The 25,647-nt window shown below is 41.2% G+C and carries 29 protein-coding genes; 8 read left to right on the forward strand and 21 right to left on the reverse strand.

From position 1 onward, the window contains the following. Positions 1-4: 4 nt before the first annotated feature. From G626_RS0109315 to cysK, 16 genes are all read right to left on the reverse strand, one after another. A complete protein-coding gene (locus G626_RS0109315; RefSeq protein WP_022932517.1) occupies positions 5-1,450 on the reverse strand; it encodes a nitrogenase component 1 in 1,446 nt (481 codons plus the stop codon). A 9-nt stretch (positions 1,451-1,459) separates the two neighbouring features. Then, positions 1,460-1,876 carry a NifB/NifX family molybdenum-iron cluster-binding protein gene (locus G626_RS0109320; RefSeq protein ID WP_022932518.1) on the reverse strand — a complete coding sequence of 139 codons (417 nt, stop codon included), beginning with the start codon at positions 1,874-1,876 and terminating at the stop codon, positions 1,460-1,462. 69 nt (positions 1,877-1,945) lie between these two features. Beyond that, positions 1,946-3,280 (reverse strand): MATE family efflux transporter, encoded by a 1,335-nt coding sequence (locus G626_RS0109325; RefSeq protein WP_022932519.1) that lies wholly within the window; start codon positions 3,278-3,280, stop codon positions 1,946-1,948. Between the two features lie 17 nt (positions 3,281-3,297). Continuing rightward, positions 3,298-4,050, reverse strand: a complete 753-nt coding sequence (locus G626_RS0109330) for an amino acid ABC transporter ATP-binding protein (protein ID WP_022932520.1) — start codon at positions 4,048-4,050, stop codon at positions 3,298-3,300. Beyond that, the gene (locus tag G626_RS0109335) at positions 4,047-4,724 is read right to left on the reverse strand and encodes an ABC transporter permease subunit (RefSeq protein WP_022932521.1); all 678 of its coding nucleotides are present in this window, start codon (positions 4,722-4,724) and stop codon (positions 4,047-4,049) included. Before G626_RS0109335 ends, G626_RS0109330 begins: the two co-directional genes overlap by 4 nt. After that, positions 4,721-5,434 carry an amino acid ABC transporter permease gene (locus G626_RS16060; RefSeq protein ID WP_022932522.1) on the reverse strand — a complete coding sequence of 238 codons (714 nt, stop codon included), beginning with the start codon at positions 5,432-5,434 and terminating at the stop codon, positions 4,721-4,723. Before G626_RS16060 ends, G626_RS0109335 begins: the two co-directional genes overlap by 4 nt. Before the next feature lie 30 nt (positions 5,435-5,464). Further along, positions 5,465-6,283, reverse strand: coding sequence for a transporter substrate-binding domain-containing protein (locus G626_RS0109345; RefSeq protein ID WP_022932523.1), 819 nt, complete (start codon positions 6,281-6,283; stop codon positions 5,465-5,467). A gap of 124 nt (positions 6,284-6,407) precedes the next feature. After that, a complete protein-coding gene (locus tag G626_RS0109350; protein WP_156003283.1) occupies positions 6,408-7,358 on the reverse strand; it encodes a LysR family transcriptional regulator in 951 nt (316 codons plus the stop codon). Continuing rightward, positions 7,336-8,655 carry a nitrogenase component 1 gene (locus G626_RS0109355; protein WP_022932525.1) on the reverse strand — a complete coding sequence of 440 codons (1,320 nt, stop codon included), beginning with the start codon at positions 8,653-8,655 and terminating at the stop codon, positions 7,336-7,338. The genes G626_RS0109350 and G626_RS0109355 overlap by 23 nt, the downstream gene beginning before the upstream one ends. Continuing rightward, positions 8,656-10,152, reverse strand: a complete 1,497-nt coding sequence (locus G626_RS0109360) for a nitrogenase component 1 (RefSeq protein ID WP_022932526.1) — start codon at positions 10,150-10,152, stop codon at positions 8,656-8,658. It abuts the gene before it with no gap. A 42-nt stretch (positions 10,153-10,194) separates the two neighbouring features. Then, positions 10,195-11,211, reverse strand: a complete 1,017-nt coding sequence (locus tag G626_RS0109365; RefSeq protein WP_022932527.1) for a PLP-dependent cysteine synthase family protein — start codon at positions 11,209-11,211, stop codon at positions 10,195-10,197. 32 nt (positions 11,212-11,243) lie between these two features. Next, positions 11,244-12,092, reverse strand: a complete 849-nt coding sequence (gene nifH / locus G626_RS0109370; RefSeq protein WP_022932528.1) for a nitrogenase iron protein — start codon at positions 12,090-12,092, stop codon at positions 11,244-11,246. 154 nt (positions 12,093-12,246) lie between these two features. After that, the gene (locus G626_RS0109375) at positions 12,247-12,621 is read right to left on the reverse strand and encodes a NifB/NifX family molybdenum-iron cluster-binding protein (protein WP_022932529.1); all 375 of its coding nucleotides are present in this window, start codon (positions 12,619-12,621) and stop codon (positions 12,247-12,249) included. Then, positions 12,614-13,492, reverse strand: coding sequence for a radical SAM protein (locus G626_RS0109380; RefSeq protein ID WP_022932530.1), 879 nt, complete (start codon positions 13,490-13,492; stop codon positions 12,614-12,616). The genes G626_RS0109375 and G626_RS0109380 overlap by 8 nt, the downstream gene beginning before the upstream one ends. Positions 13,493-13,662: 170 nt before the next feature. Beyond that, the gene (locus tag G626_RS0109385; protein WP_051142220.1) at positions 13,663-14,316 is read right to left on the reverse strand and encodes a YczE/YyaS/YitT family protein; all 654 of its coding nucleotides are present in this window, start codon (positions 14,314-14,316) and stop codon (positions 13,663-13,665) included. A gap of 72 nt (positions 14,317-14,388) precedes the next feature. Further along, the gene (gene cysK / locus G626_RS0109390) at positions 14,389-15,327 is read right to left on the reverse strand and encodes a cysteine synthase A (RefSeq protein WP_022932532.1); all 939 of its coding nucleotides are present in this window, start codon (positions 15,325-15,327) and stop codon (positions 14,389-14,391) included. 244 nt (positions 15,328-15,571) lie between these two features. Here cysK and G626_RS0109395 point away from each other — a divergent pair, with 244 nt between their 5' ends. The 6 genes from G626_RS0109395 (at position 15,572) to G626_RS0109420 (ending at position 20,700) form a co-directional block, all read left to right on the forward strand. Continuing rightward, positions 15,572-16,018, forward strand: a complete 447-nt coding sequence (locus G626_RS0109395) for a PTS sugar transporter subunit IIA (protein WP_022932533.1) — start codon at positions 15,572-15,574, stop codon at positions 16,016-16,018. Between the two features lie 70 nt (positions 16,019-16,088). Beyond that, positions 16,089-16,529: a hypothetical protein gene (locus tag G626_RS0109400; RefSeq protein WP_022932534.1), complete on the forward strand. Its 441-nt coding sequence runs from the start codon at positions 16,089-16,091 to the stop codon at positions 16,527-16,529. A 160-nt stretch (positions 16,530-16,689) separates the two neighbouring features. After that, on the forward strand, positions 16,690-17,472 hold the full coding sequence (locus G626_RS0109405; protein WP_022932535.1) for a transglycosylase SLT domain-containing protein: 783 nt from the start codon (positions 16,690-16,692) through the stop codon (positions 17,470-17,472). Between the two features lie 197 nt (positions 17,473-17,669). Further along, a complete protein-coding gene (locus tag G626_RS0109410) occupies positions 17,670-18,275 on the forward strand; it encodes a CoA-binding protein (RefSeq protein WP_022932536.1) in 606 nt (201 codons plus the stop codon). Between the two features lie 25 nt (positions 18,276-18,300). Further along, positions 18,301-19,437, forward strand: coding sequence for a 3-phosphoserine/phosphohydroxythreonine transaminase (gene serC, locus G626_RS0109415; protein ID WP_022932537.1), 1,137 nt, complete (start codon positions 18,301-18,303; stop codon positions 19,435-19,437). Between the two features lie 81 nt (positions 19,438-19,518). Beyond that, positions 19,519-20,700 (forward strand): 3-phosphoglycerate dehydrogenase family protein, encoded by a 1,182-nt coding sequence (locus G626_RS0109420; protein ID WP_022932538.1) that lies wholly within the window; start codon positions 19,519-19,521, stop codon positions 20,698-20,700. Positions 20,701-20,804: 104 nt separating this feature from the next. Here the strand turns inward: G626_RS0109420 and G626_RS0109425 are convergent, their stop codons facing one another. The 4 genes from G626_RS0109425 to G626_RS17515 form a co-directional block, all read right to left on the reverse strand. After that, complete coding sequence (locus G626_RS0109425) at positions 20,805-21,245, reverse strand: RES family NAD+ phosphorylase (protein ID WP_022932539.1); 441 nt, start codon at positions 21,243-21,245, stop codon at positions 20,805-20,807. Then, on the reverse strand, positions 21,242-21,634 hold the full coding sequence (gene parS / locus G626_RS17510) for a type II RES/Xre toxin-antitoxin system antitoxin (protein WP_022932540.1): 393 nt from the start codon (positions 21,632-21,634) through the stop codon (positions 21,242-21,244). The genes G626_RS0109425 and parS overlap by 4 nt, the downstream gene beginning before the upstream one ends. A 154-nt stretch (positions 21,635-21,788) precedes the next feature. Continuing rightward, positions 21,789-22,952, reverse strand: coding sequence for a helix-turn-helix domain-containing protein (locus G626_RS0109435; protein WP_022932541.1), 1,164 nt, complete (start codon positions 22,950-22,952; stop codon positions 21,789-21,791). Between the two features lie 102 nt (positions 22,953-23,054). Continuing rightward, positions 23,055-23,531: an NUDIX hydrolase gene (locus G626_RS17515; protein WP_196800476.1), complete on the reverse strand. Its 477-nt coding sequence runs from the start codon at positions 23,529-23,531 to the stop codon at positions 23,055-23,057. Between the two features lie 202 nt (positions 23,532-23,733). Between G626_RS17515 and G626_RS0109445 the strand changes: the two genes are divergently transcribed. Further along, positions 23,734-24,303 (forward strand): GNAT family N-acetyltransferase, encoded by a 570-nt coding sequence (locus tag G626_RS0109445; protein WP_022932543.1) that lies wholly within the window; start codon positions 23,734-23,736, stop codon positions 24,301-24,303. A gap of 3 nt (positions 24,304-24,306) precedes the next feature. Further along, on the forward strand, positions 24,307-25,065 hold the full coding sequence (locus tag G626_RS0109450; protein ID WP_022932544.1) for a class I SAM-dependent methyltransferase: 759 nt from the start codon (positions 24,307-24,309) through the stop codon (positions 25,063-25,065). On the opposite strand, the gene G626_RS0109455 is transcribed toward G626_RS0109450, so the two are convergent. Beyond that, on the reverse strand, positions 25,066-25,593 hold the full coding sequence (locus tag G626_RS0109455; protein WP_022932545.1) for an NUDIX hydrolase: 528 nt from the start codon (positions 25,591-25,593) through the stop codon (positions 25,066-25,068). It lies immediately after the preceding gene. Positions 25,594-25,647 lie beyond the last annotated feature (54 nt).

Genomic DNA, 25,647 nt, shown 5'->3' on the forward strand with positions numbered 1-25,647 from the left:
CTCCTTACCCCTTGATTATGTATTTGAATGCATCCTGCTCGTACCAGCTGTCACGATAAGGAAGTTTTACATGCTCTGCGAGCTTTTTATTAAAGCCCGGATTACTCAACTGATCTGCAATCTTATTTCCCAGATACAAAAGACCGTCGTAACCCATTGTCGGGCGCTTTCCATCCAGAACGTGGGTTGTAGGAATTCCAAGTTTTGCGGCCCATTCAGGAACTCCGATAAAGGCATCCGGCTTAAGTTTCTTTACAAGATTTACCTGTTCAAAAGGCTGCATATTTGCAATATCAATTACAAAGTCCTTATGGATTCCGTTGAGGTATTCAACATCAACCTGGGCATCGGCATCGTAAGTTGGAGTTTCAAGGCCAACAAGCTTCATGCCAAAATCATCAATAAGAGCGGCAGCAGCAAAGCTTCGTCCTGTTCCACCACAGATGAAAACACGCTTACCCTCCAGGCGGGCTCTGATTTTTGCAACAAGAGGTTCAATGCGTTCATGCTCTTTTGCAATGATTTCTTCAACCTCTTTTTCCTTACCGATAACCTTTGCAATACCGCGATACCACTTGTCTGTATTTCTGATTCCGATTGGCATTACAGTGTGGGAATAAGGAATGTAGTAATCTTCCTCAAGTGTTTTCATAAACTCATCAGCAAAAACCTTACAAATCGAAGTTGAAGCTGCGGCCTGAGGAATACGTTTAATCTTTTCGAGAGAGCTGTAGAATGGAATGTAATTTACCTCGGCTCCAATCAGCTTAAGCATTCGTTCCATTTCCTTCTGGTCTGCATAACTTACAGTTGTAGGCGCAAAAAGATTTATAAGATTTGGAACTGTGGGAAGTTTCTGCTTTTTCAAGATATATTTATTGATTGCAAGGAAGGCTGCATCAAAGCCGCTTGCACAAATCTTGCTCTTAAAACCTTCGCAGTGAATAGGAATAATTGTCTGGTCAGGATATTCATCTCCTAAGTCCTGGCAGATAGAATCAATATCATCTCCAATAATTCCAGAAGCGCAGGAAGCATAAACAAAAATCAGTTTAGGGTTATAGCGTTCAACAGCCTTTTTTACAGATTCACGGAGCTTCTGCTCGCCGCCAAATACAACGCTTTTCTGATCAAGGTTTGTAACAATAATGCGAGGATTTTTGATAAGTTTTTCACCGCGGTGAGCCTGTCCTACGCGGAACATATCAACCGCCATGATTGTACAGCCGACACAGCCCTGTGGCGAATGAGAAATAAAAACCGAATCCTCAAGACTCATAAGACATGCCATAGAGTTTATCTGCTGGCACTGAAGCCCCTGGGCAAAGCTGCGGTCTGCACGCTTAAGACATTTTCCGGCAAATTGTTCCTGCGCATTTACGCTGGATCCACCAAAATCATTTACGCGGCCTTCTTTACTTTCTCGCACACCTGAATACTGTACTGCCATTTTTTGCTCCTATTTTCCAAATCTAACGTGATTATCCACGCTATAGAAATACTTCGTAATTTTTTCCAACGCTTCCTGCACAGAGCATTCCACATCAAAACTTGCTATTGCTTTCTTCTCAAGTGCCTTGGTAACGTTAAAACCAATTTTTGCAGCAACCACGGCACGAACATCAGAAATCAAGCTAACCTTGGCAGAGCCTCCACCATTACCGCAACCACCACCATTACCATTTCCACAGCCACCTGAAGCACAAGCTGTATCAGCAGCAGCAAGACCTTCCTCAGGTACTTTCATTTCCCGTTTTTCTAACAGATAAAAACTTCCGTCATCCTGAACTTCATAAATATCAATACTTTCTGCTGCACCAAAGTGCAAATCAACATTTACGCCATCACCAGAAACCACTGCAATTTTGTAAGCCATGATGCCTCCTTTAGAAGGTTATTACCTACTTGCTTAATAGGTAGATAATAACCTTTATTACCTAGTATGTCAATAGGTAATAAGGCGCGAGAGTTTTTTCTTTAAATACCAGATTTCTAAAAGCATGCTTGGAGGCCAGGCAAATGGGTATGCCAGCGCTATCAGAAGAGATGAATTGAATATATGAGAAACAGAAAACAAATAAATCTGTCTGAAAATTACAAAGCCAAAGAAGGTAATGCTTGTTGGAATTACAGTTGAGCCAAGCCCCTGTGAAATCTGACAAAAAAGCATTGCCCCAAAGCAGAAAACATAAAAAAATGCGGCTGCACGCATAAATTGTGAGCCATAACTGACAACTTCTTCCTTTGAATTAAAAACAGAAATCAAGGGACGGGCAAAAATAATCAGAATTGAAGAAATTACAAGGACTACAGAGAAGCCTAAAACAGAAGACACTCTTATTCCTTTTTTTACGCGGTCAATTTTCCCTGCCCCATAATTCTGTGCTGTAAAAGTTGTTGCCGCCATACAGATGCTTACCATAGGCAAAATTGTAAGCTGATCAAAGCGGGTATAAACAGCCCAGCCGGCCATACAATCAGAACCGAAGAAATTTATATAACGCTGCATAAAGGTATTTGAAAAATTTAATATACTATTTGATATTGCACTTGGCAGCCCCAGCTTTAAAACTGAACGCACTACAAATCCAATTGTACAGATTTGATTTGAAACTGCAGAAAAAATTACCTCAACTTTTATCCGCTTTAATAAAATAAAAAAGGCAAATATAGCAGAAACAAACTCTGAAATAATTGTTGCCCAGGCCGCACCTTCAAGTCCTGTCTTCAATTTCAAAATAAATAGAAAATCCAGAATTACATTCAATAATACAGTTAGAAACAGTATATACAGAGGTCTTTTCGAATCGCCAAGAGAACGTAAAATTCCAGTACAGATACTGTAAAAAAGTACAAAGGTAAGCCCTGCGAAATAAATTCGAAGATATGCAATAGCCTTAGGAAAAACATCATCCGGCACCGAAATCATTTTAAGCATTAATGGTGCTATAAAAAATCCGGCAGAAGAAAGTATTATTCCTAATGCCAGGGAAAGCGGTAAAACTGTCCGTATTGTTTTTCTTATTTTGTTTCCGTCTTTTGCGCCATACAGATGAGCAACCAGAACCCCTGCCCCATTTGCAAGTCCATTAAAAAAGCCTGTAAGTGTAAAAATGATATTTGCACTCGCGCCTATTGCAGCAAGGGATGCAGTATCGCAATAGTTTCCTACAATCAGAATATCTGTGGTACTATAAAAAAACTGGAAGAGGTTTCCAAGCAGAAGAGGAATTGAAAATTTTACAAAGGCCGGAGCAATTCTTCCGCTAGTCATTTCCATAGAAAACTCCAGGAAAATTAAATTGTATATTCACCAACAGGTATTATGCGGCGCAGAAATTTCTTAGTACGTTCTTCTTTCGGATGATAAAAAATATCACGCGGGCTTCCCTCTTCTACAATATAGCCGCCATCCATAAAAACAACCTTGTCTGCAACCTCTTCTGCAAAGCTCATTTCATGGGTTACGACAATCATTGTATGACCTTCCTTAGCCACGTTCTTTATGATTTGCAAAGTTTCACCTACAAGCTCAGGATCAAGGGCACTGGTAGGTTCATCAAACAAAATTACCTCGGCATCAAGAGCTACTGCACGGGCAATTCCAATTCTCTGCTGCTGTCCACCGCTAAGCTGTGAAGGATAATAATCTGCTCTATCTGCGAGTCCAACTTTTTTAAGCTCCTCCAGGGCACGTTTTTCAGCCTCTGCTTTTGAAATCTTTCTGGCCGTAATTAAACCTTCTGTAATATTTTCAAGCGCAGTTTTATTTGCAAAAAGATTGTAATTCTGAAAAACCATTGCAGTTTTTCTTCGCACCTCAAGGATTTCCTTTTTCTTTGCTGAATGCAGATCAACCTTTGTACTTCCGATTGTAAGACTTCCTTCATCAGCTTTTTCCAGAAAGTTTATTGAACGCAGAAGGGTTGTCTTTCCAGAACCGCTGGGTCCCAGGATTACAACAACATCACCTTCGTTCACCGTCAGCGAAACGTCCTGCAAAACTTTAAGATGTCCAAAACTTTTTTTTACGTTTTTTAATTCAATCATGATTTTCCTCCGCTTCTATATTTTGCAGAACGTTTTTCTGCAAGACGTAAAAGATTTTCTGCGATTATGTTCAAAATCCAGTAAATAATTGCGGCTGCAACATAGCCTTCAAGATAGCTGTAAGTTGTTCCACAAGGAATTGTCGCTCCGTTTAAAACTTCTGTAACTCCAATTGCAAAAACTATTGAAGAATTTTTTATTGCTCCCACCGTCATATTAGTAAAAGCAGGAAGAATTACAGGTATAACCTGCGGAATTATAATTCTTCGTAAAGTCTGAAAGGTTGTAAGACCAGCAGAATAACAGGCTTCATACTGTCCCTTTGGAATTGCAAGAAAAGCACCACGAATACTCTCACTAAGGTGTGTTGCCTGTCCAAGACTAAAGGTAAAAAGTGCCACCCAGATAACACCCGTAACTGTCGGCTTAAAAAACAAAAGATAAATCAGGTTATAAATAAAAAGTGTTACAATACCCGGAATTCCATTGTAAATCGGAATGAAGATTGAAAAGAACTTTCCGGCAAAACGTACCTTAAAGATTCTGGTCAAGGCGATAAGAGTTCCAAAAATTGTTCCGACTGTAAGCGGTACAAAGGCCAGTATAAGCGAAACATGTATGTATTTTACGCCCGAAAGAAGGCATTCAATTAAGTAAGAAACATTAAAACTCATTTTTTGCCCTCCTTATTACTGTTATGGCTTTCAAAACTTAGTTTTTTATCAATTAATTTATTCAGCCATGCAAGTAAAAGACTTATTACCACAAAAACTAAAGCTACAATCAGATAACTTTCAAAGGTGTGGCGAGTAAGACTTCCAAGAGCCTGGGCTCGTCCAAGAATATCTACAACTCCCACCATACATACCAGAGATGTATCCTGAAAAAGTCCGATAAGTTCCAGTCCAACTCCCGGGACAGCTATTCGGACTGCCTGCGGAAGCACAATCCTCACAAAGCTCTGGACTTGTGTCAGTCCGCAGGCAAGAGCTGCTTCCTTCTGTCCTTTTGGGATAGAAAGAATTGCACCTCTGAAAAGCTGGCTTGTAAATGCAGCCTGATTAAGGGTGTAGGTTATAATTACGAACGTGAGTTTTTCCCAGCCTCGGGTATCAAGTCCGAATACACTTTGTAAAACAAGAGGAAGGCCGTAGTACATTACAAGCATTTGTACAAGAAGCGGAGTACCGCGTTCAAAGGAAATAAAAACCTGCAAAACCTGATGAAGGACCGGAGTCTTCTTTATTTCTGCAAAAGAAATAAGAATTCCAAGTACAACTCCTACACAAAATGCAATGACTACAATTTCAAACGTAATCGGAAGCTTTACCACAAGGCGAGGGAAATTCTCCCAAACCCGCTGCCAGGAAAAAAACTCGTTCATAATTCCCCCTAAACCCTACATACTTTTTAACTACTCTCCCTTTGTTGTATCGCGACCAAGATTCTTGATAGCGAGTTCCGATAGTTTTCCTGATTTTTTAAGCTCTCTCAAAGCACCATCAATTGCTTCCTGTAATTCAGTATCACCTTTTCTAAAGAGGAAGTATGAGAATGATGAGTTCAAAGGCTTGCCTACAGCCTTAAGAATGTCGCCATATTCACGGTTATCCTTGTCCAGGTCCAGAAGAGGCATAAAGGTTGCATCGAACTGACGGCTCTTAAGTCCTGCTACAAGTGGCTCAGACTGCAAGGATTTTGTAAGGAAGGTTTTAATCTGCTTGTCCGAAGGAGCTGTTTCATTGTATTTAAGAATAGTTGCAGCACTGTTATCACCAACATTAATCTGAACAGTTTTTCCAATCAGATCATCAAATTCGTTGATGTCGTTGCGTTCTTTTAAGACAACAATGTGAGTGATGAAGGAGTTATAAGATTCGTTACTGAAAAGATAATTCTTTCTTCTTTCTTCACTCTCTTCAAACTGATGAGCACCAATGTCGATTTTTCCAGCACTAAGAGCAAGCAGAATGTTAGAAAAATCAAAGGTTTCATACTTAAACTGATACTGTGGCAAAAGCTTGTCGATTTCATCAAGAACATCTTTTTCATAACCAACAAGCTTACCATCTGCATCAAGATAGCAGTAAGGGTTATAAGCAGTTCCTGTTCCGATAATAATTGTTTTTACCTTCTGCTTTGCATCCTTCTTCTTTTTAGCAGCAAATGCTGGTGAAGCCATAGTAAGTGCGATAAGTCCCGCAATAATGATTTTTGTAAGTGATTTTTTCATAATATACCTCCGCACCAGATTCTTTGTTTCGTTGTATAACCTAGTGTTGTAGTAGGTATATATTTTTTACAGGCTCTTGTCTAATATAAGTTTTTAATATGTGTTATAGATTTTTGTTATCACGCTATTTTATTCCCAGGATTTTTTTCACAGCTGAAATATAGTGATTTGCCGGCTTTCCTATTTTTGAATCCTTTTTAATAATATAGCCTAGACTGAATGATGTTGAATCAGAATCATGCAGACTTTGCAGAGGAATGGTAAGAAAGTCTTCACTTTCGTCTTCACGTGCCTGCTCTTCTGAAGCACCTGAAAGAAAAGTATAACCGTTTAAATTTTTAATAAGATTTAATTCTGTAGCTCTGTCTGCAACGGTAATAGGCTGATCCAGACCAAAGCTTTTGATTATTTCATCTGAAAAAAAAGATTTTACGTCGTCGGTATCAAAAGTCACAAAATGATAAGGCTTAAGGTCCTCAAGCGAAATCCATTTCTTTCTGGTAAGAGGATGATTTTTGTGAAGATAAACAAAGGCACCGCATTCGGTAAGAGGTGTAAAAACCAGAGAATTAGCCGCAAGTCTTTTTAAAATATCCTCACGGTTTCGTTCACTTAGATATAAAAGTCCTATATCGCTGTTACCGGCTGCTACATCCTCAATAACATTTAGAGCACGCTTTTCCCAGAAGGAAAAATCGTAATCCATATCGGAAAATTCTTTTACCACCTGAACAAAGGCTTTTCTGGCAAAAGCGTAATACAGGGCAGAAACAGAAAAAGATTTCTTTTCCTGCCCTGTATATTTATTTAAGAGTGACTCATAATTCTGGAAGAGCTGTCTTGCATCTAAAAGGAACTCACTCCCCCTTTCTGTAAGACTTGTACCGCGAGAAGTTCGCTTAAAAATCTCAAAGCCTAATTCAGCTTCCAGATCATGAACGCTGCTTGTGAGCGATGGCTGAGAAATATAAAGTTTTTCAGACGCCTTGTTAAAGGAGCCGCAATCTGCGACTCCCAAACAATAGCGTATCTGCTGAATTGTCATAAGAAGATTAGTTAAATCTCTGAACGGCAACCGAATAGATATCTTCTATCAGCTTTATACCACCACGGTATCCAACATAAGAAGTATCCATTACAACACGATCCTGAAAAGGCCATGACACATTCAGGAAGTTTCCTTTAAGCTCGCCGGTAATCTCTTTGTCAAAGTAACTTCCCAGAACCAGAGGATAGCCATGGTAATCGTGCTTTTTGATTTCCTCGTGAATCTGGTAGCTGTCGGTATTAAAGTCCACTTCAGCCTCAATTCCGTAATTGAGCTTTTTGAATTCCCCGCGGATTGCTTCCTGATACTCTTTTGGAGTATCGTCTGTAACAAACTGCTTTGCAGGGAAAAGTCCCAGGTCGTTAACAAGGAACTTAGTTGCCGCAAGGGCATACTGAGCGTCTGCCACTACAGAAAACTGCTTGTTGATTACGCGGTTTTCCAGGAAGAGATCTGCATAACGTTCGATGATGTAATAAAAGTATTTTTCATGTTCAGTAATTACGGCTTCTACTTTTTCAGAAGGAACCTTAGTAAACTCTGCAACAGCCCGCAGGAACTTACTTGTTTCTGTTGCGCCGATTGGAAGAACCGGATAATGCAGGTAAGGTGTTCCGAATTTCTTTTCCAGCTTCTGAACGTTTTTCAGGCCAACCCATGGAGAAATCAAAAGATTGAACTCTGCTTTTGGAACAAGGTCAATATTTTTAATTCCGTGACCATAACCGAAAATAACATTCGGAGTGAGCCCCAGCTCGCGCAAAAGATTTTCGAGCTCACGAAAGTTTCCAAGCCAGAACAAATCCTGATAAGGAACATCAGCCCAGATGTTTACAAGGCCTTTGATTTTTTGAGTGGCCGTGCCTTCTACGCCTTCTACACGAGGAAGGTATTGTTCAATAATTGCATCTACAACCTGCTCATGACCCTTGTAGTTGTTCCCCTTAAATCCCGCAGTATTTGCATAAACTACAGGCTTTTCTGCATCTTCAAACTGACTTACAATTTCGCCCGAATCATCACCTACAATTTCCGGAATACAACCTGTAAGAACTACATACAAGTCTGCATCAATAACCTTAAGGGCGTTTTCAATTGTACTCTTAAGTTTTTTTGTACCACCGAATACTACATCCTTTTCATTGATACTTGTACAAGGGAAAATGTTAGGAGAAAAATATCCCGAGCTTCCGGTTCCATCAGAAAGTTTCTGCGCACAACCAGGACCAGAATGAAGAATCGGAATTGCGCGTGTTATTGCCTGCACTGTCTGCATAGAAGCGAGTGCACATTTATATCTCTGTTTATCAAGTAATTTTGCCATTTAGTTTGCCCCCGCCACTTTTTTATCTTCTGATTTCGACTGCTCAAAGAAAGCGTCAACATTCTGCTTGTACCACCAGTCGGTATATGGAAGCTTTACACGCTTTGCAAGATTCTGTTCAAAGCTTCTGTTGCGGATTGAATCCAGAATTGTCTTTGCAAATTCAAGAGTGTGCTTGTAACCGAAAATCATATATTCATCAGCAACATAAACTGCACTCGTTCCGTTTTTGATAGCCCATACAGTTGACCCCGGATGGCGTGACAAATATAAATCAGGCTTGTACTTGTGAAGAATATTCATAACCTCATAGTTCTGCTGGTCAGAAACACTAGCCTCAAAGTTAATATTATTCTCCAGAAGATACTTCATGCTAGGAGGGACATCTCCGTTTTCATATTTTTTGTCGTAGTGCCATGCCAGAGCCCACACTACTTCAATGCCAAGTTCATTCAAAACGCGGCTAACTTCAAAAGTATAACCAGGACCCATTCCGATTACCGCACGCAGTCCCTTAAGTTCCTTTTTGATTTCTTCGATCTGAGGAATGTAAATTGCACGCTGCTCTTCAATGTATTTTTCAACTTTTTCTGAGCGGCCTGTTACGCGGCCAATTTCACGAAGCCAGGTTTCAAAGCCGACGATTCCACTCTGGTTAATCGAGCGCACATAAGGAACACCGTACTTTTCTTCAAGTCCGTTTCCAAGGTAGTTTCCCAGAGTACCGCAGATACAGGTTGTAGCAAGAGATTCCGAAATATGCGAAAGCTCATCAACAGTCGAGTTACAATAAAGGAAAACAGGATCAAGATCAAAGTTCTTAAAGATTTCTATGATTTCAGGACGTGCACTTTCGTAGAAGTTTTTAAAGTTGATTTTATTTGATTTAACGCCCTCTCTCGGCGGCTGAACAATCGAAGACAAAACCGCGTGGTCTGCAATATCAAAACCAGTTGCCCAGATACGAGACTTAAAACCTTCGCAGTGAACTGCAACAATCGGAATTCCAATTTCATCGCGGGCTTCATCTACAACGCTATCAATATCCTCTCCGATAATTCCAGTTGCACATGAACTTGCAACGAAAATTGCTTTTGGACTATAGCGTTCATTTACCTGACGTATGATTTTTGCAAGCTGAGAAGTTGAGCCGAAAATTGTATCCTGCTCGTTCATATCAGTTCCGACGTAAACCGTACTTGTAGTTACGCCGCGTTTTTTTGCCATTACTTTATCAAGATAATAAGTGCCTGCGCTAGCAACAGAACAGCCTGCAGGTCCGTGGTGAATTACAGCAATGTCTCTGATTGCACTAAGCTGACCGAGTGCACAGGAAGACAAGCAGGAACTAGACTGACTGAAACAGCGGGAACAGCCCTTGAGTGTTCCGCATTCAGATTTTTCTGCCAGATCCTTTAAGTCTCCTATATAACCAGTGATCGACCCGATACGATTCTCGCGAGTCGCCACGTTAGATGAGTTTGTATTTATTGCCATTTTTTAATGCTCCTATAATTTCGGGGAAAAAGGGCTGCGCCCTTAAAATCCTGCTTTCTTCTCTACGTCCTCGCGTACATGCTGTAAGTCTTCGCTCAAATAACGCTCACCGTTATCAGGCAAAAGTGGAACGATAAGCTTACCTTTATTTTCATCGCGCAAAGCCTGCTTGATTGCAATTGCAAGAGCAGCACCACTTGAAGCACCAATAAAGATTCCTTCATAGTGAGCAAGAAGATGAATTGCTCGAAGAGTTTCTGCATAAGTTACAGTTTCATATTCATCAACAACTTTTTCGTTAAAGTTTGTAGGAGCCATAGGGTTAAGACCGTTTTCGTCATGAACAGCATGGATTCCATGGAAGCCACCGTCTTCTACACCCTGAACTACAGGATGCTCAACATCAGCTTTATCTGGCTGTGCAATTACGGTTTTAACAGAAGGATTCTTTTCTTTTAAAAACTTGCTTACACCATGTGTGCTTCCGCCAGTTCCAACACCACCAACAAAAATATCAACCTTACCATCTGTATCTTCCCAGATTTCAGGACCAGTATGCTTGTAGTGGGCACCAGGATTATCCGGGTTTGCAAGCTGATATGTTGTCCAGCTGTCTGGTGTTGTATCAATCATCCATTTATAAACATCATTGAAAGCTTCAATACCCTTTTCAAAAACTCCGGCAATTAATTCTTTTGGAGGAGTTACAAGTTCAGAACCGTACGCTTCAAGAAGTTTTTTGCGTTCAACAGAAACTCCATCCTGAATTCCAACCTTGAATTTATAGCCCTTTGCTGCAGCAATAGCCGCAATTCCAATTCCCATGTTGCCGGAAGTAAACTCTACAAGAGTTGTTTTTTCCGGACTGATTTCGCCGCGTTCCTCAGCACGCTCAATTATTTCCAGAGCAGCACGGTCTTTGTGAGAACCTGCAGGATTAAAATATTCAAGTTTTCCTGCAATGCGTCCTTTAAGACCAAGTTCCTTTTCCAAGCGATGAAATTCAACAAGTGGTGTATGTCCAACAAGTTCTGTAATTGAATCGTAAATTTTTGCCATAGTTTTCTCCTTTCTTTATTCCTGTATTTTTTTTAGATTTTGTAATCGTCAGCCATATCCATAAGACCGTACTCAAGAAGAATCTGCTCAAGACGTTCCTGAGTCATTGGTGTTGGAATTGTAAAGTTTGTATTATTGATTACAGCTTCTGCAAGGTTGCGGTATTCCTGAGCCTGTGCTGAATCCGGCTTGTACTCAATTACTGTCTTACGGTTGATTTCTGCACGCTGAACAATGTTGTCGCGAGGAACGAAATACAAGAGCTGTGTTCCAAGTTCCTTTGAGAAGGCGCGGAGCAAATCGAGCTCGCGGTCTACGTTGCGGCTGTTACAGATGATACCACCAAGGCGAACACCACCGGCTTTTGCGTAACGGCTGATACCCTTTGCAATATTGTTAGCAGCATACAAAGCCATCATTTCACCAGAAGCAACAATGTAGATTTCCTTAGCTTTACCTTCGCGGATTGGCATAGCAAAACCACCACAAACTACGTCACCAAGTACGTCGTAAAAAACAAAATCAAGGTCGTCTGTATAAGCACCAAGATTTTCAAGCATGCTGATAGAAGTGATGATACCGCGTCCTGCACATCCAACTCCTGGCTCTGGACCACCTGATTCAACACAGCGTGTTCCGCCAAAACCTGTTCTCATAATGCGGTCGAGTTCAACGTTTTCACCTTCGTCGCGGATTGTGTCCAAAACAGTTTTCTGTGCAAGACCTCCAAGAAGCAGACGAGTTGAGTCAGCCTTAGGGTCACAGCCAACAACCATGACCTTTTTTCCATGCTCAACAAGTCCTGCTGTAAGGTTCTGTGTGGTTGTGGACTTACCAATTCCACCCTTTCCGTAAATTGCAATCTGTCTGATTTCGCCCATTGTATGCTCCTTTTTCCATATTTAGATTGCCGTATAAATCTGCAGACAATTCCACAGATAGTACAGGCAATAACAGTCTTTTTTTTACCTACTATTCTACTAGGTAATAACAATATAAAAACTATTACCTACCTTGTCAATAGGTTATTCAAAATTAATTAAATAAATTTTGAATTTGATTGTATTTCCAGACGCGAAGAATTGCGTCGTCTATGCTGCCCGGAAGCTCCATAGCCGTAATTCCAGCTGCAGCCAGCGTAGCACTTGCTGCAGCCCCAAGGCGGGATACAACTATATAGCGGCAGTCTGTAAAATTGAGAACACTTTTTTTCATTCTGGAAATTTCATGGGCGCCGTCCATACAGACTGGCTGCACATGTCTTTCTTCCTCCAGATCATAGCCCACCTGGTCATCTATTGAGTAGATATAAAATTTTTCTGCCTTGCCATAGTGCTGATTTACGGTCTCACCGTCTGTAGAGGCAATGGCAACTTTATAAATTGAAGATATTGAAGCCTTATCAGCCATGAGAGAAGTTTTCCTTTATTCCGTTAGTACCGAAATTTGCATAAAGGGCTTTCGAGAACTCTGTACGGCCCGGTACACCAACTGCATCTGCACGGCAGTGATTACAGTGAAGAAAAAGCTCGATGTAAGGCATAGCAGCAGCGCGGGCTTCGTGAATATCCTGACAGGTTGGAGCCGGTTCATCGGCAAGCTTTGCTGTTGGAATAAGAGGAATGATATTGTATTTTTTTGACCCGGCAGCAGCTACTGTCTTTGCAATTTCTGCTATGTGAGCTCCGTTTATGCGGGGAACAAGCACTGTGTTTACTTTGATTGTAATTCCGGCGTCTGCAATTTTTCTGATTCCTGCAAGCTGATTTTCTATGAGGATTTTTGCACCCTCTACCCCATCGATTTTTTTGCCATGCCAGATGATGTAGTCGTTGAGCTGAGCTTCAATTTCGGGATCTACGGCATTAACTGTAACTGTAAGGCTGTCGATTCCGACTTTTATGATTTCTTCAGCACGTTCTGCAAGCAAAAGGCCGTTTGTGCTCATACACTTTATAAGCTGAGGAAACTCACGCCCAATCAGACGGAAGGTTTTGAGAGCATTGTCACTGGCAAGAGTATCGCCAGGACCTGCAATTCCTGCTACCTTGATTTCCGGACTAAGCTCAAGAGCCTTTTTGATAAGAGGAATAGTTTCTGCCGGTTTAAGTACTCTGGAGGTTACGCCCGGCCGGTTTTCTGTTATGTTGATTGAACGCTCGCAAAAGCGGCAGGCGATGTTACAGCCCGGACAAACCGGAAGATGTATACGACCGGTGGTGGCGCCATGAGAGCCAAAGCAAGGATGTGATTCTTTAAGTTCCGAAAAGCTTTTTGCCATAAAAGTCTCCTCCAGAATGGTTATAAAATTAGATTTATATTCCTACTTGTTTACTAGGTTTATAAATCAGAATATACACCGCAATTACCTACCTTGTCAATAGGTAATAATTTTTTTTAAGCATTTCAGAAGAATACTTTTCCGGATTTTTATGATCGAACTTTAATTGTCTAATTTCCTTTTACAAGAATTTTTGAAATTTCAATAACACCGCGGTGCTGCAGCTTTCTCGGTTCAAAATGAATTACTGTATAAACCAGCTGCATAACAAGACCCGCGCCAAAGGTTCCTATTACAGTACCTATTCCAACAGGGCCGCCCAAAAGCCAGCCGCCAAGCAGAACCGCTGCCCACAAAATAATTTCTACAATTCCAATCGGGAGCTTAGGCATTCTTTTTCCAAGGCCTACAAGCAGGGCATCGCGGGGGCCGCAGCACTGCTGGCTCTTCATATAAATTGCCATTCCCAGAGCCATAAAGACAAAGCCTGTAAGCATGTAAATCACACCCAGAAGCAGGCTTTCGTTCAAAGGAAAGGGATTTAGTGTATTGTAAAGCTGAACAAGGTTTCCGGTAATAAGGGCATCTATAATTGTTCCATAGCCGATTTTTTCTTTCATAAGGATATCGATCCCGAGAATTACCAGGGCCATAATTGTCATAGCGAGGCCGTAATTAAGGGGTGTATGATAAGAGATACCCATGCCAAGACAGTCCCAGGGAGCAAGGCCTATATTTGCAAAAATCGTAAGGTGAACGCCAAAGGCAAAAACGATAAGTCCTAAAACAATTTTTATCCATTCAAGTATGATTTTTTTTCGCATAGATGTGATAGTAATTACGAGCCGGGCTTGCGTCAAGGCGGGGATTGGGGGCGTCGCCCCCAATCCCTATAATTAATTATCGCTGAAAAGCGGTGTAGAAAGGTAGCGGTCGCCTGAATCTGGAAGAAGAACTACGATTGTCTTTCCCTTGTTTTCAGGACGCTTTGCAAGAATGCTTGCTGCCTTAAGAGCTGCACCACTTGAGATTCCTACGAGAATACCTTCGCTGCGGGCAAAGGCACGGCCCTCTGTGAAAGCGTCTTCATTTTCGATTGGAAGAATCTCGTCGTAAATCTTTGTATTGAGAACGTCCGGAACAAAGCCTGCTCCGATTCCCTGGATTTTGTGTGCACCGGCTGTTCCCTTTGAAAGAACAGGGCTTGTTGCTGGTTCAACTGCTACAACTTTTACGTTTGGATTCTGTGACTTAAGATATTCGCCAACCCCTGTCAAAGTACCACCAGTACCAACACCGGCAACGAAAATATCTACTTTTCCGTCTGTCTGATCCCAGATTTCCGGGCCTGTTGTCTTTTTATGGATTGCAGGGTTTGCAGGGTTTACAAACTGGCCAGGAATAATGCTGCCCGGTGTTGCCTTCTGAAGCTCTTCTGCCTTGGCAATTGCTCCCTTCATACCCTTTGCGCCTTCTGTAAGCACAAGCTCTGCACCGTAAGCCTTAAGAAGATTGCGGCGTTCAACACTCATGGTGTCCGGCAGTGTAAGAATTGCCTTATAACCCTTTGCTGCGGCTACTGCGGCAAGACCAATTCCGGTGTTGCCAGAAGTTGGCTCGATGATTGTTGCACCAGGCTTAAGCAGACCTTTTTCTTCTGCATCTTCAATCATTGCAAGTGCGATACGGTCTTTAACGCTTCCTGCCGGATTAAGGTATTCAAGCTTTGCAAGGATTGTTGCGTCTTTTACTCCTGCTGCCTTTGAATATCCGTTCAACTGTAAAAGCGGTGTTCCGCCAATCAATTCCAATGCACTCTGTTTAATCTTGCTCATAGTAGTCTCCTTGTGTAATCATTATGTCACCCCGTCCCTGAAACAAATTCTGGCTTCGGGGCTTTTTTTATTTCCTATTCGTTTACTAGGTATTACAATTTTTACTATAAGGCCTATTACCTACTTTGTCAATGGGTAATTAGTTTTTTTTAAAGGTTTTCTAAATAAAATTATTTTTATTTTTTCTCTATTAATAGGTAGTTTTACCCTTGACAAGTTTTGCAAGTGGAAATAATATAAAAATATGGACTTAAGAACAGTATTAACAACAGACACAGTAAATCTTCACTTGAAGGGAACAACTAAAGAAGAAATCGTTGATGAAATGATTGACGTTTTGTTCAAGGCTGGAAAGGTTACTGACAAGGACGCAGCACGCGAATGTGTTTTGGACCGCGAGCGCAAGATGTCTACAGGTATGAAGCACGGAATCGCTATTCCTCATGGAAAGACTGACACAGTAAAAGACCTGGTTGCATGCATTGGTATTTCTGATAATCCTGTTGATTTTGATTCATTGGATCAGGAACCATGCCGCATTTTCATTATGACTTTGTCACCAGTAAACAAGACTGGTCCACATCTTCAGTTCCTTGCTGAAGTAAGCCTTTTGTTCAAGAGCCCTGAAAAACGCCAGGAAATTCTTGATACACAGGATAAGGCAGAAGTAATCCGCATTCTTACTGAATAGGATTATCTAATTTTGATTTTTCAAGACCTTTATGCCCTGCGTAAAGGTCTTTTTTTTTTGAGGAAAAAACATGAAACTTGACCCTATTTTTACAGTAAAAAACAAAAAACTTTATAAAATTGCTGATGGCAGCGAGGTAGACACTGATACCCTCAAGCGCATTGATATTCCATGGAGCACAGTAGAGCTCGAAGACGAAGCCTACAACGAAGAGTATCTGGCAGGTCTTCGCGACCAGCTCAAGTCCCTGGAAGCAGCAGGCGAGTATGCCGTACTTGTTCCTGTTGTAGACAAGGCTTTAGAAACTCCAGAGCAGGAAGAGCTTTTTATTAACGCCTATAATCACACTGCCCGCCGCGTAAAGGACTGCGTAAGCGTAGCAGGACTTGAACTCCCGGCCCAGCTTAAGGATAAAGGGGCTTTTATGGAGACTCTGGCCATTAAACACGCTCAGTACGTATATTTCACCAAGGCAGAAAATCCGCTATCAGATGACATTGTCTTATACTAGAAAACGTTTTCTTGCGAAATAACGCAAAAAACCGCACTGTCTGCGAAAGAAAAGTAAAATTTTCGAGAAAATTCACTATTTTTCTTCAAAATTCTCTTGATTTAAATTTTCATTTGTGGCATTATACTCCGCAATAACGAGAGAACAAGGGGAAAAAGTTATGCAGTCTAAGCACGAACAGAACAGACTTGCGGGTACATGGTTCCTCACTGCTTTTTTGTGCATTGTTTTAGCATCTGCAGCTCTTCTTGTATATATGTTACTGCCTAATGCAGCGGAACCGGTTCAGCCAGTAGTTGCTGAGCCACTAACTATAATTGATTTATCTGAAGAAACTGAAGAAGAACTTTCAGCAGCTTTTCAGGATTACTTTTCTGAAGTTTCTTTGAATCGCCTTACAGACGATTACGATAGCGGTCTTGCACTTTACCGTCAGCCGCTATCACGTTCAGCAGTAGAATGGTTCTACTTCCAGATTACTGGAAACCGTGAAGTAACACAGGCCATTATTACAGAAGCTGAAAAAAATGACATTCCGCTTTCTTTAGCCTTTTCATTGGCTCATACAGAAAGCAATTATAATTCGAACGCAACGAACAGAAATGCGAACACAACGATTGACAGGGGACTTTTCCAGTTGAACAGCAACTCCTTCCCTGCTCTTTCAGAAGCAGATTTTTTTGATCCGTTCGTTAGTTCAAAATATGGTATGGCGCACCTTAAGTTTTGCCTGAAAACAGCCGGAAACGAAGTTTCTGCACTTGCAATGTACAATGCAGGAACCGGCCGTGTTCGTTCAAACAAGACTCCACAGTCTACTTTGAACTATGTTGGCAAAATCCTGTCATACCAGAAGATGCTTGATCAGCTGTTCGAGGAACAGGTTGCGTCTTACTTTGAGACACAGATTACACCTGGAATCGCAGTTGCTTACGCACACTAATTAATTTGCCTCCTAATTTTTTAGAGGGTCCGGTTTTTATAGTTTTTCCGGATCCTCTTTTTTTTAACCTGAACCCCATTATTATTGTTAAGGTTTTAACAGTATTTGCAAATTTACGCCATTTTTGATAAGATTTCCTCAAAATTCACACTTTTGTCTCATAAATTTGATTCCACAAGGCAGGAGGAAAGCCTATAATGAGCGCAATTGTTGACCTTCCAGAAGTAACCAGAAAACGCATGCTGATTTTGCAGAATCTTTTGCAAGGCTGGCAGAGCGAAAAAATAACTTCGGTACAGATCAGCGAGATTACCGGTTGGAAAGATTCGCTGATTCGCCACGACCTATGGCTGCTTGGATACAACAAAGGTGTTTCAAACGGGTACCTTAAAGACGATTTGCAGGAAGCAATCGGACGGGCACTCGGCTTTGAATCCGAAGAAGTCAACTGTTGCATTGTGGGCTTGAACAGACTTGGAGCAGCCCTGCTTGATGACGCAACCACAGAAGGAAGCGTCTTTAAGATTAAGGCGGGCTTTGATTCTAACGTAAACCGCGTTGAGATTCTCCGTTCCACCTTCCCTCTCTACCCTGCAACAGAAATGAGCTGGGTGATTAAAAAAGAAAACATCCGGCTTGCAATTCTGACGGTGGCCGACAAGGATGCACAGACAATGTGCGACAGGCTGGTAAAGGCCGGCGTCACGGGAATTGTGAATATGACACGTGCGGTGCTTAAGGTGCCGGATGGTATAAAGATTGAAAACGTGTCGGTTATTACGGCACTGAAAATGGTAAATTAAAATAAAAAGACGAAGGAGTCGATGTATGGCAAGAGTGTACAATTTTAGTGCGGGACCTAGCTGCCTGCCGGAAGAGGTTTTGAATGCTTGTGCAGCAGAAATGCTGGATTATAATGGAACTGGCCAGTCGGTAATGGAAATGAGTCACCGTTCTAAGGCTTATGAGCCAATCATTCAGGATGCTGAGGCTATGGTTCGCAAGCTGATGAACGTGCCTGATAACTACAAGGTGCTTTTTGTTCAGGGTGGTGGTTCTACTCAGTTTGCTATGGTTGCTGAAAACCTTGGTATTCACACTGGAAAGGCTGCCTACATCGAAACTGGTGTCTGGGCAAAGAAGGCTGCTGCCGAAGCTAAAAAGCTTGGCGTTGATGTTGATATCATCGCAAGCAGCAAAGACAAGAATTATTCTTATATTCCAAAGGTTGAAAAGATTGAAGGCGACTATGATTACGCTTACATCTGCTTCAACAATACAATTATGGGAACTCACTACGAGTACATTCCTGACACAGGAAAGATTCCTCTCGTAGCTGATATTTCTTCTTGCGTTTTGAGTGAGCCTTTGGACGTTAGCAAGTTCGGCCTCTTGTTCGCTGGTGCTCAGAAGAACTTGGCTCCTGCTGGTGTTACTCTCGTAATTATCCGCGAAGATTTGATTTGTGAGCCAGAAGCTTGCCGCGCCGGAACTCCTACTATGCTCTGCTACAAGACTCATGCTGATAATGATTCTATGTACAATACTCCTCCATGCTACACTATCTACGTGCTTGGAAAAGTTCTTCACTGGATTGAAGCAAACGGCGGAGCTGAAGGTATGCTCAAGCGCAACAAGGAAAAGGCTGATTACCTTTACAACTACCTCGATAACAACGAAGGCAACTTCTATCACGCAACAACTGAAGTTGGAAGCCGCTCTTTGATGAACGTTCCATTCCTTACAAAGTACAGCAACCACGCCGCAGACGACGAAGCCGCTGCCGCAAAAGAAAAGGAAATCAACGACAAGTTCGTAAAGGCCGCAGCTGCTGCAGGTCTCGTAAACCTCAAGGGCCACAGACTTGTTGGTGGTATGCGCGCTTCTATCTATAACGCTATGACACTTGATGGTGTTAAGGCACTTGTTGAGTTCATGAAAAAATTTGCTACTGAGAATAAATAAAACGTCATCCTGAACTTGTTTCAGGATTTTATTAAAAAAGACCCCGAATCAAGTTCGGGGTGACACTTTGGAGAAAAGACTATGAGTTTCAAAATTCAGACATTAAACAAAATTGCGAGCGTGGGTCTCAACCAGCTCGACCGTGATAATTATGAAATCGCATCTGAAATCAATAATCCGGATGCTATTCTTGTTCGTTCTGCAGAAATGCACGACATGCAGCTTTCTGACAATGTAAAGGCTGTAGCTCGTGCCGGTGCCGGAACTAACAATATTCCAATTCCAGAACTCACAGAAAAGGGCGTTGTTGTATTCAACACTCCTGGTGCTAACGCTAACGCTGTAAAGGAGCTTGTTATTCTTGCACTCTTGCTTTCCAGCCGCCCTGTAATCGAAGCTAACAAGTGGGCAAACGGCCTTGCCGGAAAGGGAGACGAAATCCCTGCCCTCGCAGAAAAAGGTAAGAGCCAGTTTGTTGGTCCTGAACTGATGGGTAAAACTCTCGGTGTAATTGGTCTTGGTGCTATTGGTGCTATGGTTGCTAACCTCGCCCTCCACTTTGGTATGGACGTTTGGGGCTACGACCCATTCCTTTCTGTAAACGCAGCTCTTAAGCTTGATAAGAAAGTAAAGATTGCTGAGACTTTGGATTCACTTTATGCAAAGTGCGACTACATCACAATCCACGTTCCACAGACAGACGACACAAAGGGAATGATTAATGCATCTTCTATCAAAAACATGAAGGACGGAGTGCGCATTATCAACATTGCCCGCGGTGGTCTTGTAAACAATGCAGACATTCTTGCTGCCCTCGACAGCGGAAAAGTAAGCTGCCTCATCACAGACTTTGCCGCAGAAGAACTTTTGAATCATCCAAAGGTTGTTTGTATGCCTCACCTTGGAGCTTCAACTCCGGAAGCAGAAGACAACTGTGCTATCATGGCAGCAGCTCAGCTTAAGGACTTCCTTGAAAATGGAAATATCGTAAACTCTGTAAACTTCCCTAAGACAGTTACAGACAACCCAATTCCAAAGGGCGGAACACGTCTTTGCATCAGCCACAAAAACATTCCTGATACAATCTCTAAGTTCACAACAATCCTCGGTGAAGCAAAGCTCAACATCAGCTCCTTCATCAACCAGGCACGCGGCGACGTTGCATACAACATCATCGACGTAGACGGCGTTGTAACCGACGACATCATCGCAAAGCTTGCAGCTTGTGATACTGTAAACAGAGTTAGACCGATTTTCGGATAAAAGATTCCCGGGTCAAGCCCGGGAATGACAGGTCAACAAAAAAGTCATATAAAACCTAAACAGCAGAGTCACACGGCTCTGCTGTTTTTTTATTAAATTGATAATTACACCAATCTACCATCAAAAGAAAAATCATGAACTTCGTTGATAAAAACTTTTTTAAAATCTTCATGCAGGGGATTTAGAATCAAATTACACTCATGCTCATATTCATAAGGAAGAATAACTGAAGGAACTTTAAGCATGAGACCAGACTTTTCTTTGAGCCACTTTGTACCGTATTCTATTTCTGTAGTATCAGAAGGAAGCTTTAAGATTTTCATTGAAAGAAAAGAATCTGGAACATAAATAGAAGCATAAGCCATATTTACAGGTGGCATTGATTTGTCTGTATGAACAAGGATTTCCAGAGCAGCAAGAGACAAGGAAGATGAGGTGTATAAAGCAGGATAGCCTTTTTCATTCCAGCGCCCGCCAAAAAGTTCTGCGCCTCGTCCTGACAAATCTTCTATACGTTCTTTTCGTGCGATTCTGAATACAATCATGAAAAAACACCGTATTCAATGCGGCCAAGAATATCCATAACTTCTTCTGCGCCAAAACGGGAACTCATTGCTTCTACAGGAGTTATCCCGTCAAGTACACTATTTGGAGATTTCAACCATTTTACAGCATTTTCCTGAGAGCCAAAAATCTCTTTTGCTTTTTCATAAGCCCTCATGAGAGAAATTGTTACTTCTGCCGCCTGCTGAGGAATATTCTGATCTGATTTGAGTCTGGAAAGTGTTCTGGCACTGGTACCTGCAATGCCAGCAAAATCTTTATCTGTGTATTTAAAGATTACATGAATAAAACTGTTATATTCATTCTTAGGTACACCTTTTGATGCCATAATGCGACAATTTACAGGTGTGTATTGTTTTGTCTTTGTCATATGCACCCCCCAATTAAAAAGTGATTTTGAAACACAAGCCAACTGTCTCTTATCATAACGCCATTTGGCGCATATAAGCAAGTCTTTTTTATACATTGCTATACATTGCTATATCTCGTCAATTTTAATATATTTGCACTTCGCAGAATCATCATTAGAATCTATACCAGGTCAAAAAGATTTTATGTTTGATGCTGAACTTTTCAGGGTATTTTTCTTCCAGCATGGTGCGGTGTTCTTTATCAAACTGAAGCAACTCTTCTTCATTCATACTGGCCATTACACCGCGACTTGCAAGCATTCGTCCATGCCAGCTTTGGCGGGTGAATGGAATCTCTGTAATGAAAGTTTCAAGCTGAGGTTCTTCAAAATAATGACGGCGTAAATCTTCAAGTGCACTTGCTGCCCCATGCCAGGATGGATTGATTTTTTTGATTAGTGCGTTGCTGTCCTGAGTTACAGGCTCTTCTTTCAAGTATGAAATATAAAGCTTTAAGAAAACCCCACCCTTTTTAATGAGTGATTTTATTTTTGGAACTACAAGCTCAGGATTAAAATACCAGAAGCACTGGCAGGCTGTAATTGCATCAAAAGAATGCTCAGGAAAATTAAGTTCTTCTGCAGCCACTTTTTCATAATGAATGTTATCCAATCCTAACGAAAGGTTTCTTGCAATTTCAAGCTGCTCTTCCGAAATATCTGTTGCAGTTATATCAGCTCCATATTGATAGAGATTTCTTGGGAAGACTCCGGTGCCTGTTCCAAGATCCAGCCATTTTGTGCCGGCGTTTCCAATTCCAAGAGAATACAATTTATCAAAAAGTGATTGCGGATAAATATCTCTGAAGCGGCCGTAGTATTCAGCAGTTTTTCCAAAATCAAAGACCTTGCCGTTATCAACTTGAATCTTATCCAGTCTGCCACTTTCTGCTTTGTATAAATCCTTGCTGCGGTACTTAATGTCATAAGGAACATAGCTAAGTATTGAAATATCTGATTTTTCATATTCCGCAGGATTACATCCAAACTCTGTAAAGAAAGCCCGCTGAAATCCATCTGTACTGTCATAGCCCGCTTCAAGGGCCACATCAAGAACTTTCTTTTGTTCTTCCCTAAGCTTTCTTGCCGCTTCTGAAAGTCTTGCCCGACGGATATAATCTGCAATACTGATTCCGGCCGCTTCCTTAAAATTTCTGTAACACTGCCATTCAGACAAGCCCACCTGGACTGCAAGATTTTCCAGAGTTAATTTTTCATAAAGATGAGACAAAATAAATTTCTGAAGCTCATAAACTTTTTCTTCTTTTTCACTGAACATATTTTTATTATATGTCTGATTGAAATGATTTTCTCGACTTTTTTTGCAAAGCAGAAACTTTTGTCTATCACTTACACCATCACCTGCATCGGCGTAGCATTCCTACTTTCCCGGATAAGAGATTTCATTACCCCAACTAACAATTGTTTCATAAAAATTCTGAACCTGAAGGAGACCGTAAGACCACAAGAATGCACGGTCTTTTTCGCTGATTTCGTTCAAACTTTTCCAGACAACTTCTCTGAGAGGAGGATTGTCAGAGCCGGCTTCTTCGGGATCGTAACCTGTAATTGCCTGCTGATCTTCTGGAACTGCAACTTCAAAAGAATATTCTTTTCTTCCGTGAGAATAAATAACTGCAAGCGGCTTTACAATTGTGCCGTCCAGGCCGCACTCCTCTTTAAGCTCTCGAATGGCTGCCTGCTCGGGAGTCTCTCCTTCTTCTATGCCACCACCTGGCACCGAAAAGAATTCCTTGCCATTATTTTCATCTTTGTAACAGAGTCTTTCCATTAAGATTTTTCCATCGCGGATTACTATTGCGACGCTTCGATTTTTGTAATTTGGGTTTTCTTCCATTATTTCAGTATAAAGACTTTTCAGTATCTCGTATATGGAAAACTGAGTAGCATCTTTCTTTTCGGGATTCCTACAAAATATGTAAAATTCCTTATTTTGTAGGATACATATCATTTTGTTCTTGCCAATATTACCTACAAAAATGCAGAAAATATTAGTTTTGTAGGTATTTTTATCAATTCTTATATGATATAATGAAACCATGAAAAACGTTTACGAAGAATGTCCAACCTTTGAAAGTGAAAAATGGCTTTTGCGCTTTGTGGAAAAATCTGATTCTGATAATTTGCTGCAGGTTTATAGCGACAAAAATGCACTCCCTTTTTTCAACAGTGACAATTGTGACGGCGATAATTTTTATTATCACACAAAAGAACTTATGAATAAGGCTATTAATTTCTGGCTTTATTCTTATAAAGAAAAATGGTTTGTCCGCTGGGCGATTATTGAAAAGTCGACAGGCAAGGTAATCGGTACAATTGAAATGTTCAAACGGCTTTCGGAAGATGCCTTTAATAAATCTGGAATTCTGCGACTTGATGTCGGCAGTTCTTATGAAAAAGCAGAGGTACTGAAAGAAATCATGTCACTGATAATTCCACATTCCTTTGAAATGTTTGATTGCAAACAGCTTGCTACAAAGATTCCTCTTTATGCAGTTGAAAGAGCCGTTGCCGCACAAGCCTTTGGTTTTGAAAAAACAGATAATCTGCTTGTCGCAAAAGATGGCGTTGCCTTTAACGGCTACTGGATTTATAAAAAGGAGAATTAAAAAATGGAATTCCGAAAAATTTTCGACACAATACCAGAACAGTTTGATAAGTTCAGACCACGCTACAGTCAGGAACTTTTTGACAGTCTGATTGCTTATGCGAAAATCGGACCGGGTAAAAAAGTGCTGGAAATAGGACCAGGGACCGGACAGGCAACCGAGCCGATTTTAAACACTGGCTGCGACTACAATGCAATTGAGCTGGGTGAACATCTTTATGCAAAAATGAAGGAAAAATACGGCGACCGCCCAAACTTCCATATCGTAAATGATGATTTTATCACGCACGATTTTGAAGGGCAGAAGTTCGACCTGATTTATTCAGCTGCAACAATTCAGTGGATCCCGGAAGATATCGCCTTTTCAAAAACTTATGACCTTCTTGCTCCCGGCGGCACCCTTGCAATGCTGCTCACAAAGTCTGAATACAAAAGCACAAATCCGGCCCTTCACGATGATATTCAGAAAATCTATGATGAATACTTTAAACCAGAGACTCCCTATCCTCACCGTTCCTTCCATTACCAGAACGCTACAAACTACGGCTATGTAGATTTTGAAGAACGGGACTTTTACGGTAAACGCGAAATGACTGCTGACGAATATGTTGCCTTTAGCGGCACCCACTGTGACCATATGGTAATTGCCGAGCCTTACAAAACTAAGTTTTTTGAAGGCCTGCACAAGGCAGTGTTAGCCCATGATAACAAAATAATCTTTAATGACACTTATGTTATGTATCTGACAAAAAAGCCCATTTAATTATCTTTCATCATTAACAATGTGAAGCACACCCTTGTTTTCTAAAATCTCATTCATGCGGGTGCGCAAAAATTCCGGGCGGATGTCTGACTCTGGCAGCTTGTTCAGGGGAATCCAGTGAATGGACTCTTTTGCATTATCCCAGCCGATGCTGTTACACTTTGCATCTTTTTTGCCACGACTTTTCATAAGGTAATAAAACTCAATTACATGGCAGTGGAGAGGATCGTATCCCAGATTTTTTTCTTTAAAAAAGTTTTCGCAGATTACAGCAAGACGGTCAACCTCGTAATCAACGCCAGTTTCTTCACGAACCTCGCGAACAATGCACTCCTCCGATTTTTCATTCATGTGCACGCCGCCGCCAACCGTATAAAAATATTTTGAAGTCTCGCTTTTCACAACAAGAAAGCAGCCGTCTTCAATTATGATTGCGCCGCTTCTGTAGCGGAACCAGTTATCATCTGCCATAAAACAGCAATCCGGGTAACCAATGCGGATATCTTTGATTTCTTTTTTATTTTCCATATAAAATCCTTTTTTGATTCTAGCATAAAAAGCGGGTGAGATATATACTAAAAT

Source organism: Treponema bryantii NK4A124, assembly GCF_000421345.1.
Lineage (GTDB): Bacteria > Spirochaetota > Spirochaetia > Treponematales > Treponemataceae > Treponema_D > Treponema_D bryantii_B.